The sequence below is a fragment of the Escherichia sp. MOD1-EC5950 genome (genome assembly GCF_002965345.1).
In the GTDB taxonomy this organism is placed as follows: Bacteria; Pseudomonadota; Gammaproteobacteria; order Enterobacterales; family Enterobacteriaceae; genus Escherichia; species Escherichia marmotae.
In genome coordinates this window covers 167,778-184,915 of sequence record NZ_PTSR01000001.1, presented here as the reverse complement: position 1 = coordinate 184,915, position 17,138 = coordinate 167,778, and the positions used below count along the sequence as shown (strand labels likewise).

Sequence of the window (17,138 nt, the reverse complement as noted above, 5' to 3'; positions counted from 1 at the left end):
AGAGGTTTTCTTATGGCGCGTCGCCACTTTTCCAGTCAGGCTTTGGTGCTGATCGTTATCTCTATCGCCATCAATATGATCGGCGGTCAACTGGCCAGCATAGTCAAATTGCCTATTTTTCTCGACTCCATCGGCACGCTTATTAGCGCGGTACTGCTTGGTCCAGTGATCGGTATGCTGACCGGCTTACTGACCAATTTACTCTGGGGGTTACTGACTGACCCGATCGCCGCCGCTTTTGCCCCCGTGGCGATGGTCATCGGTCTGGTCACGGGTTGGCTGGCGCGAGCGGGTTGGTTCCGTACTCTGCCGAAAGTCATTGTCAGCGGGGTGATTATTACTCTTGCGGTGACAATTGTTGCCGTGCCGCTGCGTACAGCCTTGTTTGGCGGAGTAACCGGTAGCGGAGCGGATTTGTTCGTCGCCTGGATACATTCAATGGGGCAAAACCTGGTGGAATCAGTGGCGATTACGGTGATAGGCGCTAACCTGGTCGATAAAATTCTCACAGCGGTGATTGTCTGGCTTTTACTGCGACAACTACCGATTCGCACCACACGCCATTTTCCAATGATGGCCGCCGTGCGCTAAATGCATCCGTTTACCTCATTAACGTTGTGGGCGCTGGCTGCCTGCACCACGCTTATCCTGCCCGCGCAGACCATTTTGCCGATCTATAGCGCGGCGACCTTTTTCTGCCTTATCGCGCTAAAGGCCGCGCGGCGGCGGGCAAAATATGTCACCTGGCTGATGTTTTCGCTGGGCGTCGGTCTGTGGCTGGTGCACGGTGGCTGGCTGACAGAATGGATAAGTGACGCGCCACGCTCTCCAGAACGGTGGGCACATGCCATTACGCTCTGGTTGCGTATTCTGGCTATTGTTTCAACTTCACAGTTGTGGATGCAATTCGTCCCCGTGCAAGGTTTTATCCGCGCTTTGTTTGCTTCTCGCCTGCCGCCGGGCGTCGCTTATCTGTTTGCCGGGCCGTTATTGGTCGTTGAGCAGTTAAAACGACAATTAGCGATTATTTATGAAGCACAACGCGCTCGCGGCGTGCCGCTGGATGAAGGCTGGTATCAACGTTTACGTGCGATGCCCGCGTTAATTATTCCGCTAACTCATAATGCGCTTAACGATCTGGCGATCCGCGGCGCGGCGCTGGATATGCGGGCATTTCGACTCCACAACCGGCGCACTACGCTGTGGGCACCACCTGACAGTAACCTGGAAAAAGTGGCGCGTTACACCATGATCTTGCTGATGCTGGCAGAATTCGGAGCGTGGATATGGTTACGTTAGAACAGTTTCGCTATTGCCCGACACACTCAACAATTCCTCCGTTCTGTTATGACTTTTACTATGACGAACCGGGGATGATCGCCATCTTTGGGGACAACGGCAGTGGCAAAAGCACGCTGGCGCAACTGATGGCGGGGTGGTATCCCGACTTCTTGCCGGGTGACATAGCAGGTACGGGAATGCTCCTCGATACGCCCATTGGGCAACGCTCACTCAACGAACAATCTGCGACCATTCAACTCGTCCAGCAATCCCCCTACTTGCAGCTTTCTGGCTGTACCTTCAACGTGGAAGAAGAAGTCGCGTTTGGGCCAGAAAATCTGTGTCTTGCTGAAGCAGAGATTATGGCGCGTATTGACGCCGCTCTGACTCTGACCGGGTGCCAGCCATTGCGTCATCGCCATCCGGCAACACTCTCCGGCGGGGAAACCCAACGCGTGGTCATCGCTTGTGCTATCGCGATGCAACCTAAGATTTTAATTCTCGACGAAGCCTTTAGCCGACTGACGTCGCAGGCCAGCGAAATGCTGTTGCAGCGCTTACAACACTGGGCGTTGAAACGTGATTCGCTGATTATTCTTTTTGAACGCCATCAAACACCTTTCCTGAACTACTGCCAGCAAGCGTGGCAACTGCAAAACGGAGCACTCCAGCCATTATGTTAACGTTAAATCAGGTAACTTATCGCTGGCCTGACGCAGCAACGTATTGTCTTTGCAACATTTCTCTACAACTCAAAAAAGGTGAATGGCTGGCGCTGACCGGCGACAATGGCGCGGGAAAATCGACCCTGTTGCGTATCATGGCGGGTCTTCTACCCCCTTCGTCCGGCACGGTAATGTTGCAACATCTGGCGCTACATACACTCAAGAACCGCCAACGCGCGGCAAACATTGGTGTGCTGTTTCAGGAAGCGGAAAACCAGTTATTTCACAGTACCGTCGCGGAAGAGATCGCATTTGGTTTGAAACTGCAAAAATGCCCAACTGATGAAATTGCTCAACGCACCGACGCTGTCCTGCAATGCTGTCAGTTAACAGATGTTGCCAGCGCTCATCCGTTAGATCTGCATAGCGCCCAGCGACGGATGGTGGCCGTCGCCTGCCTGGAAGCTCTCGCCCCGCCGCTGTTATTACTTGACGAACCGAGCCGGGATTTTGATGCCCAATGGCTGGCAGTATTTGAAAGTTGGCTGGAAAAGTGCCGCCTTCGTGGCACGAGTGTGGTGGCAATCAGTCATGACGCCGCATTTACCCGGCGTCATTTTTCTCGCGTCATGCGACTGGAAGGTGGTGTAGTGAGGGAGGTCAATCTGCCAGACAGTATTCACCGTTAGGCGTCATCATTAAGGTCAAATTTGCAGGCCGACTCTGTTCCAGCACCCGACGAACATTCGGCCCGTCGGTACGTTCATAAAAAGCTTCAGCATCTGCCTGCGATAATCCCCCCGCCAACTTGCGCCCCACCAGTCGTTCCCGTAACGCAGATGCGGGCGCGTTGATAAATATCGAGAAATCACAAAATTGCGCTAACGTGCGCCACTGCTCGTCATCCAGCAATAGCCAGTTTCCTTCGACGATGACCAGCGGCGCGGTAACGTGCAACGCATCTTCTACCGGATCATGTTTTTGTCGATCATACTGCGGCCACGTACAGTCGCCTTGCACGGCCTGACGCAGATTTTCCGCCAGTTTCGCCACGTCAAACGTTTGCGGCGCGCCTTTATAAGGGCGAAGCTGATGCTCATCCAGCCAGATGTTGTAATGGTGAAAACCATCCATCGGGAGCGTCTGAATAGCGGGTAATTCGGGATCTTGTTGTGCGAGATATTCCCAGAAGGTAGTTAAGGTAGATTTACCCGTCCCTGGTGGAGCACTCAGAAATACCACCGTACGCCGCTGCGGGTTTACCGCCTGTAAGGCCGCCAGCATACGCAGTAGCGGTTTATGTACATTTTCAATTTCATCATCAGAGTACTGCGCCTGTACCTTTAGTCCATTCACCGTCAGTTCGATTTTCACGGCGTTAATTCCTTTAAAGTTGTCGTTACTGCCAGCGTCAGCGCCGTTTTGACCATTCCGCTAAAACGCGCCTCTGACCAGACCGCGAAATCAGCGAACTTCATCGCTTTCAACGCATCATAGAGGGAAGTATTACGGGTTATGCTATTAACGTTGCTGATAAAATCCCAGGTAATGTCATCGACAAATCCGGGCGTTTCATTCTGCTCGTTCAGGTAATGCCAGAATTGAGAAAAGTGCGTAATATCGGCGTACAGCCATTTATCCATTTTCCCCAGCGCATAAATCAAACGCAGCGCAACATCAATATCGTCAAGCGGGCCGCTTTGGGCGAGCAACGGCTTCACTGCATATTCCACGATCTCTTCATCGTTATCGACAAACAGCGACGGCAGAAACTGGCGTATCCCCTGGAGCAAAATGGCATGCGCAGTTTTCATAAATGACAATAAATTGTCCTGTGCATCCAGTTGCTCAAGCACATCATCTTCTGTCAGCGTCGCCATTCGTCTTCCGATAGATCACCATCAATGCAGGGAGTCTATTATATTACACGTTTGGTCTGCGCCACCGATCAGTAATGTCTGCGTCCGCACCCCATTCGCCGTCTGTTGTATACCGTTCACCAGCTCTCCGCCCGTCACACCCGTGGCGCTAAAGAGGATATTTTTATCTCTCACCAGTTCGTCGAGCGAGTACACACGGTTGACCTCAACCCCCATTTCCTTGCAACGCTGGCGCTCCTGTTGTGCAATCTGCCGATTTTCCGTGTAATCACCTTTGGCCTGACAAAAATCAATAAGCTCTGCCTGCATATCTCCACCTAACGCTTTGACTGCACAGGCAGAAATAACGCCTTCTGGCGCACCACCGATGGTGTACATCACGTCGTAAGGATTATCCTGCCAGCAAGTCAGCACACTGGCAGCAACATCGCCATCCGGCAGGGCGAATACTTTCACGCCCAGTTGCGTCGCTTCTTCAATCGCGGCATGAAGACGGGGTTTATCCAGCGTAACCATGCGTAATCGATCCAATGGTTTGCCCAATGCTTTTGCCACATTGCGCAAGTTATCCGTCAGGGGCAAAGACAGATTAATCACTCCTGCAGCCAGTCGGTTAACGACCAGTTTTTTCATATACATATCGGGCGCGTGTAACAGGCTATCTCGTGGGGCGAAGGCCATTACTGCCAGGGCATTACTCTGCCCCATCGCCACCATCCGGGTGCCTTCAATCGGATCAACCGCGATATCGACTTCTGGCCCATCACCTTTGCCAACCTCTTCGCCAATCCACAGCATCGGCGCATGGTCAATTTCCCCCTCACCGATAACCACTCTCCCACGAAAAGCGACGTCGTTTAATGCCTGACGCATCGCGGTAACCGCCAGGCCATCAATTTTATTTTTGTCGCCACATCCGGTTTGCGGCCAGGCAGCCAACGCGGCCTGTTCCGTAACGCGAAATAATGGCCACGCAAGGGACATCATTGCGCTGCCTCCCCGATATCAACGCCAAATTGTGCCAGCAGATATTTCTCGGCCTGTTCATTCCAGATGCCGTGCGTTTCCTCAACCCGTCGCGCCAACTCTTTAAACAGCGGATCTGTTTTCCCTTTTTCGGCAAAATCGGCAATGGCGGTCAGCGGCATGGTGACGCCGTTATAAATGAGTTTTTTACCGCCGGGAATATCCGGCAAATTGAGTACGGTTTCTGGCACCGCATCCAGGCCACCAATATGGGTCACCATAAACGACGGCTGCAACTGCCCCGTGGCGCTAAGGGCAATCGCCTCTTTCATATCATCCGTAGAACCACCGGACGTCCCAACGACGTGAGTGCTGTTGTAATGCACGTTGTAAAAGTTAAACGGCACTTTGAAGTTTTTATCCGTTGGCCCGGCAAAGAAGTTCAGACAACCATCTTCCGCCAGCAATTCATCAGCCATCTCAACGACCGAAGGCACCGCCGCATAGACAAAAACATCATCGAACCCGACATCTCCTGTCAGCGACCGCAGCATCTGTACCGGATCGCTCATCCCTTTGGTATTCACGTATACCAGCTCAATCCCTTTGCTGGCCGCCATCTCCACCGGCAGCAGCTTCTGTACTTGTGCCAGCCGTTTTTCATCGATGTCGACCACTACCACCCGTGATGGTTGAATGCCGCCGTTAATGGCGTAATCGATAGCGCCAATTCCCATCGGGCCAGCACACGCCAGTAGCGCAATATTGCCGCCAGATTTGACGCCCATTCGATGCTCATAAACATATTGCGCAGTGTGATAATTAGCATGATAAGCGCCAATAATGCAGCACATCGGCTCCGCCAGAGACGCCGCAGCAAAATAAGAGCCGTGATACGGTAATACGCAGCCTAAATTAATCGCGATTTCAGGAATAATCATATAGGTGGCATTACCACCAAAATATTCGTAGCTGTATCCCGCAGAATATCCGCTGGGTAACCCCATCGCAGGCTGTAAAACAAATCGCTGACCTTTTTTATATTTGTCGGTAAGATTTTTACCCACTTCAACAATGACTCCGGCACATTCATGCCCGGTGATCGCCGGGTGATTTTCTAAATCGTCCGGCACCCGTTTATGTTCGCTACCAAGCAACGCCGCTTTCCAGGTGGATAAACAAACACTATCAGAAATTACACTGACCAGCAGTTCATTATCAGTAATTTCGGGTAACTCAAATTCACGCAGACGGATATCCCGCTTGCCATAAATAGCAGCAACTTTGGTTTTCATTTTTACCTCTGCAATCAGTTTTTATGTTCGGCGGTTAATTGATTAAATAAAGTGTCGAGTTTTGGATCGCCAATGTAGTTATTAATCAATATCAGCGGTTTATCCGTCACACGTTTCACTCGTCCTTCCAGACTGGCGTGAGTGACGACGATATCAGCATCCGAAGGCACGTTTTCTATGGCGTAATGTTTTACTTCAATGGTCAGTCCGGCTTTTTCCAGACGTTTGCGGAAGGTGGTTGCCCCCATTGCGCTGGAGCCCATTCCCGCATCACAAACAAAGGCAATACGTTTCACACGACTTAATGAAAATGCACCTTCCTGCTTCATAGCTTTTACCGCATTGGCTGACTCGGTGAACTCATCTTCGCTCTCCGTTTCCACCGTTTTTTCCATCTTCAGTATCAGGGATGTGATGACAAAGGACACCAGAGTACCGACCGTAACACCGGCAATTGTCGCCAGGAACGAGCCTTTCGGCGTCAGTGCCAGATAAGCAAAAATAGAACCCGGGCTAGGACCTGCCACCAGGCCGCCATCCAGCAAATTGAACATCCAGGTGCCAGACATACCGCCTGCAATCATGGCGATAATGGTCAACGGCTTCATCAATACATACGGAAAATACAGCTCGTGGATGCCACCGAGGAAGTGAATAATCATCGCACCAGGCGCAGAGCGTTTGCTCATCCCTTTACCAAACAGAGTGAATGCCAGCAGCAAGCCTAAACCCGGCCCAGGATTGGACGCCACCATAAAGAAGATAGATTTACCGTTAACCGATGCCTGCTGCATTCCCAACGGGTAATAGACGCCCTGCTCGATCGCATTATTAAGGAAAAGCACTTTTGCCGGTTCATTGATGACTGACAGCAGAGGTAGATAACCCGCATGTACCAGCGCCTCAATACACTCTTTGACGAAAGTATTGGCAATTAACACTGCCGGACCGATGACTTCAAAGCCCAACAGGCAGAGGATCATCCCGGCAATACCTAATGAGAAGTTATTGATAACCATCTCAAAACCAGCAGGTATGCGTTTTTCCAGTGCTTTATCAACATATTTTATGACCAGACCACCTAACGGCCCCATGATCATCGAACCGAGAAACATCGGAATATCCGCACCGACGATCACACCAATCGTCCCTATTCCCCCCATGACCGCACCGCGTTTACCGCCGACCAGATGACCACCGGTAGAACCAATCATCACGGGCAATAAATAGGTAATCATGGGGCCAACAATTTTGGCGAAGTGTTCGTTAGGCATCCAACCCGTAGGAATAAATAAAGCAGTAATAAAACCCCAGGCAATGAAAGCACCGATATTGGGGATGACCATTGCAGTCAAAAAGCCACCAAAAGCCTGGACCTTTGCACGAGCAGACTTGTTTTCCATAATATTATCCTGTAGAGGAGAGAGTAATTATCCGCGGCTGATAATGTCCGCTAATTGTTTTTTTGATGTTGCTGTTAATAGTTGTTCGAGTATTTCTTCTTCGCACAGTAATTCACTTAACGCCTGAATAGCACCAATGTGCGAATCAGCATCGGCAGCAGAAAGCCCGATGAGTAATTTGATCGGTTCATCACTTCCGGGGAAACAAACTGGCTGTTCGAGTAATGTCAGTGACATCCCGGTTTTAAGCGCCCCACATTCCGGTCGTGCATGGGGCATTGCTACGCCCGGCGCGAGAATATAATAAGGCCCGTTGCGGGTAGTTGAGTCTTTAATAGACTGAATGTAATTCTCGTTGATATAATTTTTTGCTAACAATGACGCCATCGAAAAATCGATAACATCCTGCCAGTCTTTTGCTGAAGATATAACTGAGATTGATGATTCCGGGAAATAATCAATAAGCCGCATAAATTATCCTTATTTTATTTTTAGGGTGCTGTCCGGCGGTAAAAATAAAATACTCGTGCGACTTAATGAAAGCAATTGTGCACGTGAGAGCACAAACTCCACGAGCCAAAATAGCAAAGTATTAAATAACAATGACATAAAAATAATTTTACGCAAGTCAACTATATATTTGCTGTGTATGTCACACAATAGATATTTTATACGTTATTACATTCGTGATGCATATCACCATTTGTTTATTGAATGTTCGAAAACATACTTATTTCATTCGTTGGTTTTCCGCCATTCCCCCTTTATAGATTCTGAATTCTCGACTGTTGGCTGTTTTCTTCTCACCTCATGTGACATATTTCCACACTTTACTCAAGGAAGACTCACATGAAAGCACCTGTTTCAATAACCTCATTCCGCCCACAAAAATCGCTTGCCATCGCCATTGGCGTGCTTGCCGTTATTGTGCTGCCATTTCTGTCGTATTACACCGTGAATGAAGGTGAACGTGGTATTTTGTTGCGCTATGGAAAAATAGTAAAAGTTGCCGATCCGGGGCTGGGTTTTAAGATCCCGTTTATGGAAAGCGTAGAGAAAATTTCCACGCGTAATCAGGCTGTTGTCTATCAGGGATTACAGGCATACAGCCGCGACCAGCAACCCGCACAAATGACTGTGTCAGTCAGTTTCCATATTAAGCCTTCGGAAGCAGGTGCGGTTTATACCACCTACAACACCATTGAAGCATTAAAAGATCGCCTGATTGTTCGCCAGTTGCCAACCCAACTGGAGAACGTTTTCGGTCAATATACGGCCATCAGCGCTGTACAGGATCGCACGAAACTGGTTCAGGATCTGCAAAATGCAATGCGCAAAGCCGTTGTTGGTCCGGTGGTGATTGACGGGGTCCAGATTGAAAATATTGATTTTTCGGACGCTTATGAAAAATCAATTGAAGATCGTATGAAAGCGGAAGTCGCCATTGCCACACGGAAACAAAATCTGGAAACAGAGAAAATCCAGGCACAAATTGCGGTAACTCAGGCGCAGGCAGAAGCAGAAAGTAAACTGGCGGCAGCCAAAGCAGAAGCGGAGACGATTCGCGTAAGAGGCGCGGCAGAAGCAGAAACTATTCGTTTAAAAAGTGGGGCTGAAGCAGAAGCTATCCGCCTGCGCGGTGAAGCTCTGCGAGATAACCCAGGGCTTGTTGCCCTTACCACTGCCGAACGCTGGGACGGAAAACTGCCCGATACCATGATCCCTGGCAGTACCGTTCCGTTTATCTCAACCAAATAAAAAAGAGCCGCATTTGCGGCTCTTCACACACCATAGTGTTAATTACAGCAGTTCTTTCGCTTTCGCTACCACGTTTTCAACGGTGAAGCCGAACTCTTCGAACAGTTGCTCTGCCGGAGCAGATTCACCAAAGGTGGTCATACCGACGATAGCACCGTTCAGGCCAACATACTTGTACCAGTAGTCAACAATACCTGCTTCCACTGCAACGCGTGCGGTGACGGCTTTCGGCAGTACGGATTCACGGTAAGCCGCGTCCTGTTTGTCGAACACGTCGGTAGACGGCATGGAAACTACGCGCGCTTTCACGCCTTCAGCAGTCAGTTTTTCGTATGCTGCAACCGCCAGCTCGACTTCAGAACCGGTGGCGATGAAGATCAGTTCCGGTTGACCGGCACAATCTTTCAGCACGTAACCACCGCGCGCGATGTTTGCCAGTTGCTCTTCCGTACGTTCCTGCTGCGCCAGGTTCTGACGGGAGAGGATCAGCGCGGTCGGGCCGTCCTGACGCTCAACGCCATATTTCCACGCAACGGCGGATTCAACCTGGTCACACGGACGCCATGTAGACATGTTCGGGGTCACGCGCAGAGAAGCAACCTGCTCAACCGGCTGGTGAGTCGGGCCGTCTTCGCCCAGACCGATGGAGTCGTGGGTATAAACCATCACCTGACGCTGTTTCATCAGTGCAGCCATACGTACAGCGTTACGTGCGTATTCCACGAACATCAGGAAGGTGGAGGTGTACGGCAGGAAGCCACCGTGCAGGGAGATACCGTTGGCAATCGCGGTCATACCAAATTCGCGAACACCATAATGGATGTAGTTACCGGCAGCATCTTCGTTGATTGCCTTAGAGCCAGACCACAGGGTCAGGTTAGACGGAGCCAGGTCAGCGGAGCCGCCAAGGAATTCCGGCAACAGCGGACCGAATGCTTCGATGGCATTCTGAGACGCTTTACGGCTGGCAATTTTAGCCGGATTAGCCTGCAGTTTAGCAATGAACTCTTTCGCTTTCGCGTCGAAGTCAGACGGCATTTCACCTTTCATACGACGGGTAAATTCAGCCGCTTCTTGCGGGTAAGCTTTCGCGTAAGCCGCAAACTTCTCGTTCCATGCAGACTCTTTCGCCTGACCGGCTTCTTTCGCATCCCACTGAGCATAGATTTCAGACGGGATTTCGAACGGCGCGTATTTCCAGCCTAGCTGCTCACGAGTCAGTGCAATTTCCGCATCGCCCAGCGGCGCGCCGTGGGAGTCATGCGTACCGGCTTTGTTCGGGGAACCGAAACCAATGATAGTCTTGCACATCAGCAGAGACGGTTTGTCAGTCACTGCACGCGCTTCTTCTACTGCGCGTTTAATAGCGGCAGCGTCGTGACCGTCAATACCGCGGATTACGTGCCAGCCGTAAGCTTCGAAACGCATTGCAGTGTCATCGGTGAACCAGCCTTCAACATGGCCATCGATAGAGATACCGTTGTCATCGTAGAACGCAATCAGTTTACCCAGCTTCAGCGTACCCGCCAGAGAGCAAACCTCGTGGGAAATGCCTTCCATCATGCAGCCGTCGCCCATGAAGGCGTAGGTGTAGTGGTCGACAATGTCGTGACCTGGACGGTTAAACTGCGCCGCCAGCGTTTTTTCTGCAATCGCCATACCGACTGCGTTAGCAATACCCTGACCCAACGGACCGGTGGTGGTTTCTACACCTGCGGTGTAACCCACTTCCGGGTGGCCCGGAGTTTTGGAGTGCAACTGACGGAAGTTCTTCAGCTCTTCCATTGGCAGATCATAACCAGTGAGGTGCAGCAGGCTGTAGATCAGCATGGAGCCGTGGCCGTTGGACAGCACGAAGCGGTCACGGTCAGCCCAGGACGGATTCTGCGGGTTGTGTTTCAGGAAATCACGCCACAGGACTTCGGCAATGTCAGCCATACCCATCGGGGCGCCCGGGTGACCGGATTTGGCTTTCTGTACTGCGTCCATGCTCAGCGCACGAATAGCATTGGCAAGCTCTTTACGTGAGGACATTTTGACTCCAGATCGGATGATGAAGGGCACGCCCTTAACGACTTGACGACAGCGCGTTTTGGGCTACGCCGGAAAATTTGCCAACAATTTACCGCAAGCCACGCGTCATGTACATGGAACATCCTTTTGCCGGTTCAGAAATCTCTGGATCATGCTCGCATGTTGCGCAATCTGCTCGCCCGTCCGCTGCGCTTTTCCTTATACTTAGACTGAGCGTCGATTCACCTGCAAACGGCGCATTTTTAGAATAATCCTGACTTTGTGCGGAAGAGAAAACATGAAAATTCGCGCCTTATTGATAGCAATGAGCGTGGCAACGGTATTGACCGGTTGCCAGAATATGGACTCCAGTGGGCTGCTCTCATCAGGAGCGGAAGCTTTTCAGGCTTACACTCTGAGTGATGCGCAGGTCAAAGCCCTGAGCGATCAGGCATGTCAGGAGATGGACAGTAAGGCGACGATTGCGCCAGCCAGTAGCGAATATGCTAAACGTCTGGCCACTATTGCCAACGCGCTGGGCAACAATATCAACGGTCAGCCGGTAAATTACAAAGTGTATATGGCAAAGGATGTGAACGCCTTTGCGATGGCCAACGGCTGCATCCGTGTTTATAGCGGACTGATGGATATGATGACTGATAACGAAGTCGAAGCGGTGATCGGTCACGAAATGGGACACGTGGCGTTAGGCCATGTGAAGAAAGGGATGCAGGTCGCGCTTGGAACAAACGCAGTGCGAGTAGCTGCGGCATCGGCGGGCGGGATTGTCGGTAGTTTATCTCAATCACAACTAGGCGATCTGGGCGAGAAATTAGTCAATTCGCAATTCTCCCAGCGTCAGGAAGCTGAGGCGGACGATTACTCCTATGACTTGCTGCGCCAACGCGGCATCAGTCCGGCAGGCCTTGCCACCAGCTTTGAAAAACTGGCGAAGCTGGAAGAAGGCCGTCAAAGCTCAATGTTTGACGACCATCCAGCATCCGCGGAGCGCGCCCAGCATATTCGCGACCGTATGAGCGCTGATGGGGTTAAGTAAGACCTGGTGGTGCCGAACGTAGGTCAGATAAGGCGTTTAGGCCGCATCTGACATATATGGCCAGAGCACATCGCCGGATGCGATGCTGGCGCATCTTATCCGGCCTACGGATGGCATCACATCCGGCGCTTACTCGCCCTTTTTCGCTGCCTGAATATACAGCATCTCCAGCGCCAGCGTTGCCGCTGCCAGAGCAGTGATTTCCGACTGATCGTATGCCGGAGCCACTTCCACTACGTCCATCCCAACGATGTTGAGATCTTTCAGGCCGCGTACCAGTTTAATGGCGCGATCGGAGGTCAGGCCGCCAATTACCGGCGTACCCGTTCCCGGCGCAAACGCAGGATCCAGGCAATCGATATCAAAAGTCAGGTAGACCGGCATATCACCAACAATCTGCTTCACCTGGGCGATAACGTCATCCACGCTGCGATCGTTCACCTGGCAGGCGTCCAGCACGGTAAAGCCGTTGTCTTTATCGAACTCAGTACGAATACCAATTTGCACGGAATGATTCGGGTCAATCAGACCTTCTTTCGGCGCGGTATAAAACATAGTGCCGTGGTCAAACTCACAACCGTTCGCGTAGGTATCGGTGTGGGCGTCAAAGTGTACCAGCGCCATTTTGCCAAAATGTTTAGCATGAGCACGCAGCAGCGGCAGCGTAACAAAGTGGTCACCACCGAAGGAGAGCATACGCTTACCGGCAGCCAGCAGCTTCTCAGCGTGCGCCTGCAGTTTCTCGCTCATTTCACGGGCATCACCGAAGGCATATACCAGATCACCACAGTCGACGACATTCAGACGTTCACGCATGTCGAAATTCCACGGGAAGCGGTTGTGTTCCCAGGCCAGATTAGTCGAAACCTGGCGAATAGCTGCCGGACCGTGACGCCCCCCCGCACGACCAGAAGTAGCCATATCGAACGGCACGCCGGTAATTACCCAGTCAGCATCGCTGTCATACGGCTGGAAGTTCATCGGCAGGCGTAAAAAACCAAAGGCGTTGGAAACCAGTGAGTTATCGTATTGATGACCTAAGGTGCTCATGGATGGACTCCTTTTACAAAGTCGATATAAAAAAACCCTTCCGCGTCGTTAGGCCCGACGAGGAAGGGTTGGATTTGCGAAACACAAGTTTGTGCTAATTATCGCCCTAAATGGGTGAAGCATCAAGCGGGGTTGCTATTTACGACACGGTGGTGGCGCATAGCCATTGTTGTCTGCCGGAAAGGCTTGTCCAGAGCACGGCGGTAGCGCATTTTTCGCTGAGCCTTGTAATTCAAAAGCGGCAAAACCAATCACCCCTGTGTTACGTACATCGCCTTGCGCCGAATTGGCGGCGTAGGAATCAGCAACGTTGGCAAACTGAAAAGCAGCTTCGGTATGTTTATCTTTACGGAAACCTTTAATCGCTAACGAATCACCGGCATTCACAATATAGCCATTGTTATTCAGCGAACCTTGCTTGCCGTTCAGAACATCCAGCCCATCAACTGTGGCAACGATCTCATAGTTAGTGTTACGGCTATAGTTACGAACATATAATTGATAATTCATTCCCACTCTGGCATGAACAATATATCGAGGTTTATTATTCGATGAATCATATACCCGCGTAATAGGAAGCGAATTAAAATTAGCATCGCGAATAGCATATTCCAGTTCGTTAATCCGAATGCTATAAACGCGGTCGTATCCGGAAGGAATGTTAGTCGAATAACTAATAACGATCATCTCTGCCGGATCGCGCCAGGCGCGTTCAGCAGATACGCCTTGAACCGTTGAGTGCACATCCCCGCCCCAGGCAGTGCCGACATTGCCAGATGCACTACTATTATACTGCGCATTACTGGAACAACCTGCCAGCAGTACGAACAATCCCACCAGCGCAACGCGTACTTTCCATTTTTTCATAACCGATCCCTCTGCATTTAATTAATGCAGCGATTGTAGGGAGATTATATTAGAAGGAAAGTAACCAGATTATTTTTAAGAATATATAAATAAAAAGCGGGCCGAATTAATCAATTAAATCGGCCCGCCAGCAGAATAATCTTAATTATTCATCTTCAAGGTAGGTATAACCGTACAAACCTGCCTCGAACTCTTCAAGGAACTGTTGTTGCAGTTCGGCATCAAGATCGGTTTTCTTCACCTGGTCACGGAACTGGGTTAACAACGTTTTTGGATCGAGCTGCACATATTGCAGCATATCCGCAACGGTATCGCCCTCGTCAGACAGCTCCACTTCTACGCTGCCGTCAGGGAAGACGAACACGTCAACCGCTTCGGTATCACCAAACAGATTGTGCATGTTGCCGAGGATCTCCTGATAGGCACCGACCATAAAGAAACCGAGCATCGGCGGATTCTCCGGATCGTACTCCGGCATTGGCATTGTCGTAGCAATGCCGTCACCATCGATATAGTGGTCGATGGCTCCATCAGAGTCACAGGTGATATCCAGCAGCACAGCGCGGCGTTCCGGCACTTGATCCAGCCCTTCCAGCGGCAGAACCGGGAACAACTGGTCGATACCCCATGCATCCGGCATCGACTGGAATAGCGAGAAGTTGACGTACATTTTGTCCGCCATACGCTCCTGTAATTCGTCGATAATCGGGCGATGGGCGCGGTTTTGCGGATCCAGTTGCTTCTGCACTTCATGACACATGCTCAAATAGAGCTGTTCTGCCCATGCACGTTCTTGCAGATTGTAAGTGCCAGAAGAATAACCAATATGGATATCGTGCAGATCCATCTGGCTATCATGCAGCCATTCACGCAGAGAGCGGCGAGTTCCCGGTTCGTGCATCTCCTTCCAGGTTTCCCACATGCTTTGCAGTGCGCGCGGCGCATCCTCTGCTGGTGCGGTTGGAACGGTGTATTCGTTACGTTCCACACCGATAATATTGGAAACCAGCACAGTGTGATGCGCAGTCACCGCACGACCCGATTCGGTGATCACCGTCGGATGTGGCAGACCATTCTCTTCACAGGCATCGCCAATTGCCCAGATAATGTTATTAGCGTATTCATTGAGGCCGTAGTTCACCGAACAATCGGATTGCGAACGGGTGCCTTCATAATCCACGCCCAGACCACCGCCAACGTCAAAGCACTGAATGTTGACGCCCAGCTTATGCAGCTCAACATAGAAGCGCGCAGATTCACGAACGCCTGTCGCGATATCGCGAATATTCGCCATCTGCGAACCGAGGTGGAAGTGCAGCAGTTGCAGGCTATCGAGACGTCCGGCTTCACGCAGTGTCTCAACCAGTTGCAGTACCTGGGTTGCCGCCAGACCGAACTTCGATTTTTCACCACCGGAAGACTGCCATTTACCAGACCCCTGCGAGGCCAGACGCGCACGTACGCCAAGACGAGGGATCACGTTCAGACGTTCCGCTTCATCCAGCACAATGGCGATTTCAGACATCTTCTCGATAACCAGATAAACCTTATGGCCCATCTTCTCGCCAATCAGCGCCAGGCGGATATATTCGCGGTCTTTATAGCCGTTACAGACGATGACGCTGCGGGTCATGCCAGCATGCGCCAGCACCGCCATCAACTCAGCTTTTGAACCTGCTTCCAGCCCCAGCGGTTCACCAGAATGAATCAAGGACTCAATCACGCGGCGGTGCTGGTTAACCTTGATCGGGTAAACGAGGAAGTAGTCACCGTTATAGCCATAGGATTCCCGCGCACGTTTAAACGCGGCGTTAATAGAACGCAAACGGTGCTGCAGGATCTGCGGAAAGCAGAACAGTGCAGGCAGGCGCTGGCCCTGCGCTTCGCGGGTCTTCACTAACTGCGCGAGATCAACGCGAGCTTCCGGGACGTCCGGGTCAGGGCACACGCTAATGTGACCCAGCTCGTTAACGTCATAGTAGTTATTGCCCCACCAGGCAATATTGTAAGTACGCAGCATCTTGCTGGCTTCCTGGGAGCTCATTGCAACCTCCTGCATGGAGCGTAGTACACCGTGTTCGCCCGCTGACGAAGGCAAACTCATAGACATGTCGTCAGACATAGCGAACCTCAAATTATTTTATTAAGTGTAAAACAGTTAACCACTATCGCAGCCTGAAACTGCGATAACAACCCATAAGCACACGGATTTTCCAGCAGCGTATGCTGACGCTCCGACTGCGCAACCGGTTTCTTTTTCATAACATTATTAAGCACATAACCGAACGTAAGTGTGACAGTCCGGCGAAACCACGAGAAAACTCTTGTATTTACAAGAGCGCCCTTGTTCAGTCATCAGTAACTGTTGCCAGCTCTTGAATCCTGAGAAGCGCCGAGATGGGTATAACATCGGCAGGTATGCAATGCAGAGATGCAGAGTGCGGGGAACGAATCTACACCAGAACGGTGCGACAGATTAAGCAGCAGACAACGATTCATTATTTCGTATCACCTCCACGGCCGCCTGCGAAGACGAACCAACAAGCTAAAACACTGATTTCAACCCGGCTGGAAGTGGCAACACGAAAGGAACGTCGTGTGCTTTTTATTTAAGCCGCGCGCCGCGTTTTATACCCCACAATGGCAGAAAATTGCAAAAGATAAATACACAGAATGCCAGCATTGTCAGGAAAAATTTCCAGCTACGTTTTTAACGGAATGAGATACGCTTCAAAAAAAAGTGGAAATCGGATGACGTCTTGACCTAAAATAGCCATCCAGATGTTAATCCATCCATACTGATTAACACTCAGACTGCCAGTGTTTTTAACCTGCAGAGTCGTGGAAGGAGCCACTACCACAGAAAATCCACACAACAGTTTGAGCTAACTAAATTCTCTTTA

18 protein-coding genes and 1 pseudogene are annotated in these 17,138 nt (G+C 50.9%); 6 read left to right on the top strand and 13 right to left on the bottom strand.

Features of this window, described 5'->3' with window-relative positions; genetic code table 11:
- The first annotated feature begins 12 nt into the window (after positions 1-12).
- The 4 genes from BEA93_RS00975 to BEA93_RS00960 are packed head-to-tail and all read left to right on the top strand — an operon-like array spanning position 13 to position 2,635.
- Positions 13-591: an ECF transporter S component gene (locus BEA93_RS00975; RefSeq protein ID WP_105224362.1), complete on the top strand. Its 579-nt coding sequence runs from the start codon at positions 13-15 to the stop codon at positions 589-591.
- On the top strand, positions 592-1,299 hold the full coding sequence (locus tag BEA93_RS00970; protein ID WP_105224363.1) for an energy-coupling factor transporter transmembrane component T: 708 nt from the start codon (positions 592-594) through the stop codon (positions 1,297-1,299). It begins immediately after the preceding gene.
- The gene (locus BEA93_RS00965) at positions 1,287-1,964 is read left to right on the top strand and encodes an ABC transporter ATP-binding protein (protein WP_001517044.1); all 678 of its coding nucleotides are present in this window, start codon (positions 1,287-1,289) and stop codon (positions 1,962-1,964) included. The genes BEA93_RS00970 and BEA93_RS00965 overlap by 13 nt, the downstream gene beginning before the upstream one ends.
- Positions 1,958-2,635 carry an ABC transporter ATP-binding protein gene (locus BEA93_RS00960; protein WP_061090721.1) on the top strand — a complete coding sequence of 226 codons (678 nt, stop codon included), beginning with the start codon at positions 1,958-1,960 and terminating at the stop codon, positions 2,633-2,635. The genes BEA93_RS00965 and BEA93_RS00960 overlap by 7 nt, the downstream gene beginning before the upstream one ends.
- Here the strand turns inward: BEA93_RS00960 and BEA93_RS00955 are convergent.
- The 6 genes from BEA93_RS00955 to cmtB are packed head-to-tail and all read right to left on the bottom strand — an operon-like array spanning position 2,607 to position 7,961.
- Positions 2,607-3,320: a nucleoside/nucleotide kinase family protein gene (locus tag BEA93_RS00955; protein ID WP_016262520.1), complete on the bottom strand. Its 714-nt coding sequence runs from the start codon at positions 3,318-3,320 to the stop codon at positions 2,607-2,609. The two genes, BEA93_RS00960 and BEA93_RS00955, sit on opposite strands and share 29 nt — an antisense overlap.
- Positions 3,317-3,826 (bottom strand): fumarase E, encoded by a 510-nt coding sequence (gene fumE / locus BEA93_RS00950; RefSeq protein WP_001517047.1) that lies wholly within the window; start codon positions 3,824-3,826, stop codon positions 3,317-3,319. Before fumE ends, BEA93_RS00955 begins: the two co-directional genes overlap by 4 nt.
- Before the next feature lie 21 nt (positions 3,827-3,847).
- Positions 3,848-4,813, bottom strand: a complete 966-nt coding sequence (gene glpX / locus BEA93_RS00945; RefSeq protein ID WP_016249178.1) for a class II fructose-bisphosphatase — start codon at positions 4,811-4,813, stop codon at positions 3,848-3,850.
- Positions 4,810-6,087, bottom strand: a complete 1,278-nt coding sequence (locus tag BEA93_RS00940) for a zinc-binding dehydrogenase (protein WP_105224364.1) — start codon at positions 6,085-6,087, stop codon at positions 4,810-4,812. Before BEA93_RS00940 ends, glpX begins: the two co-directional genes overlap by 4 nt.
- A gap of 14 nt (positions 6,088-6,101) precedes the next feature.
- Positions 6,102-7,490 (bottom strand): PTS mannitol transporter subunit IICB, encoded by a 1,389-nt coding sequence (cmtA, locus tag BEA93_RS00935; RefSeq protein WP_105224365.1) that lies wholly within the window; start codon positions 7,488-7,490, stop codon positions 6,102-6,104.
- A gap of 27 nt (positions 7,491-7,517) precedes the next feature.
- Complete coding sequence (gene cmtB, locus BEA93_RS00930) at positions 7,518-7,961, bottom strand: PTS mannitol transporter subunit IIA (RefSeq protein WP_001236708.1); 444 nt, start codon at positions 7,959-7,961, stop codon at positions 7,518-7,520.
- Positions 7,962-8,339: 378 nt separating this feature from the next.
- On the opposite strand from cmtB, the gene BEA93_RS00920 reads away from it, so the two are divergent.
- A complete protein-coding gene (locus BEA93_RS00920) occupies positions 8,340-9,248 on the top strand; it encodes a prohibitin family protein (protein ID WP_105224366.1) in 909 nt (302 codons plus the stop codon).
- 42 nt (positions 9,249-9,290) lie between these two features.
- Here BEA93_RS00920 and tkt read toward each other — a convergent pair whose 3' ends face one another.
- A complete protein-coding gene (tkt, locus tag BEA93_RS00915) occupies positions 9,291-11,282 on the bottom strand; it encodes a transketolase (protein WP_105224367.1) in 1,992 nt (663 codons plus the stop codon).
- Between the two features lie 277 nt (positions 11,283-11,559).
- Here tkt and loiP point away from each other — a divergent pair, with 277 nt between their 5' ends.
- Positions 11,560-12,318, top strand: a complete 759-nt coding sequence (gene loiP / locus BEA93_RS00910) for a metalloprotease LoiP (RefSeq protein ID WP_000701822.1) — start codon at positions 11,560-11,562, stop codon at positions 12,316-12,318.
- A gap of 129 nt (positions 12,319-12,447) precedes the next feature.
- Here loiP and speB read toward each other — a convergent pair whose 3' ends face one another.
- From speB to BEA93_RS26030, 6 genes and pseudogenes are all read right to left on the bottom strand, one after another.
- Positions 12,448-13,368, bottom strand: coding sequence for an agmatinase (gene speB, locus BEA93_RS00905; protein WP_000105566.1), 921 nt, complete (start codon positions 13,366-13,368; stop codon positions 12,448-12,450).
- A gap of 135 nt (positions 13,369-13,503) precedes the next feature.
- Positions 13,504-14,235 carry a hypothetical protein gene (locus BEA93_RS00900; RefSeq protein ID WP_000758927.1) on the bottom strand — a complete coding sequence of 244 codons (732 nt, stop codon included), beginning with the start codon at positions 14,233-14,235 and terminating at the stop codon, positions 13,504-13,506.
- A gap of 145 nt (positions 14,236-14,380) precedes the next feature.
- Positions 14,381-16,357, bottom strand: a complete 1,977-nt coding sequence (gene speA, locus BEA93_RS00895; RefSeq protein WP_001517052.1) for a biosynthetic arginine decarboxylase — start codon at positions 16,355-16,357, stop codon at positions 14,381-14,383.
- Positions 16,358-16,365: 8 nt separating this feature from the next.
- A complete protein-coding gene (yqgB, locus tag BEA93_RS00890) occupies positions 16,366-16,497 on the bottom strand; it encodes an acid stress response protein YqgB (protein WP_001338822.1) in 132 nt (43 codons plus the stop codon).
- Positions 16,498-16,590: 93 nt separating this feature from the next.
- On the bottom strand, positions 16,591-16,734 hold the full coding sequence (gene yqgG, locus BEA93_RS26035) for a protein YqgG (RefSeq protein WP_269446598.1): 144 nt from the start codon (positions 16,732-16,734) through the stop codon (positions 16,591-16,593).
- Between the two features lie 110 nt (positions 16,735-16,844).
- Positions 16,845-17,096 (bottom strand): annotated as a pseudogene (locus tag BEA93_RS26030) (hypothetical protein).
- Positions 17,097-17,138: the final 42 nt, after the last annotated feature.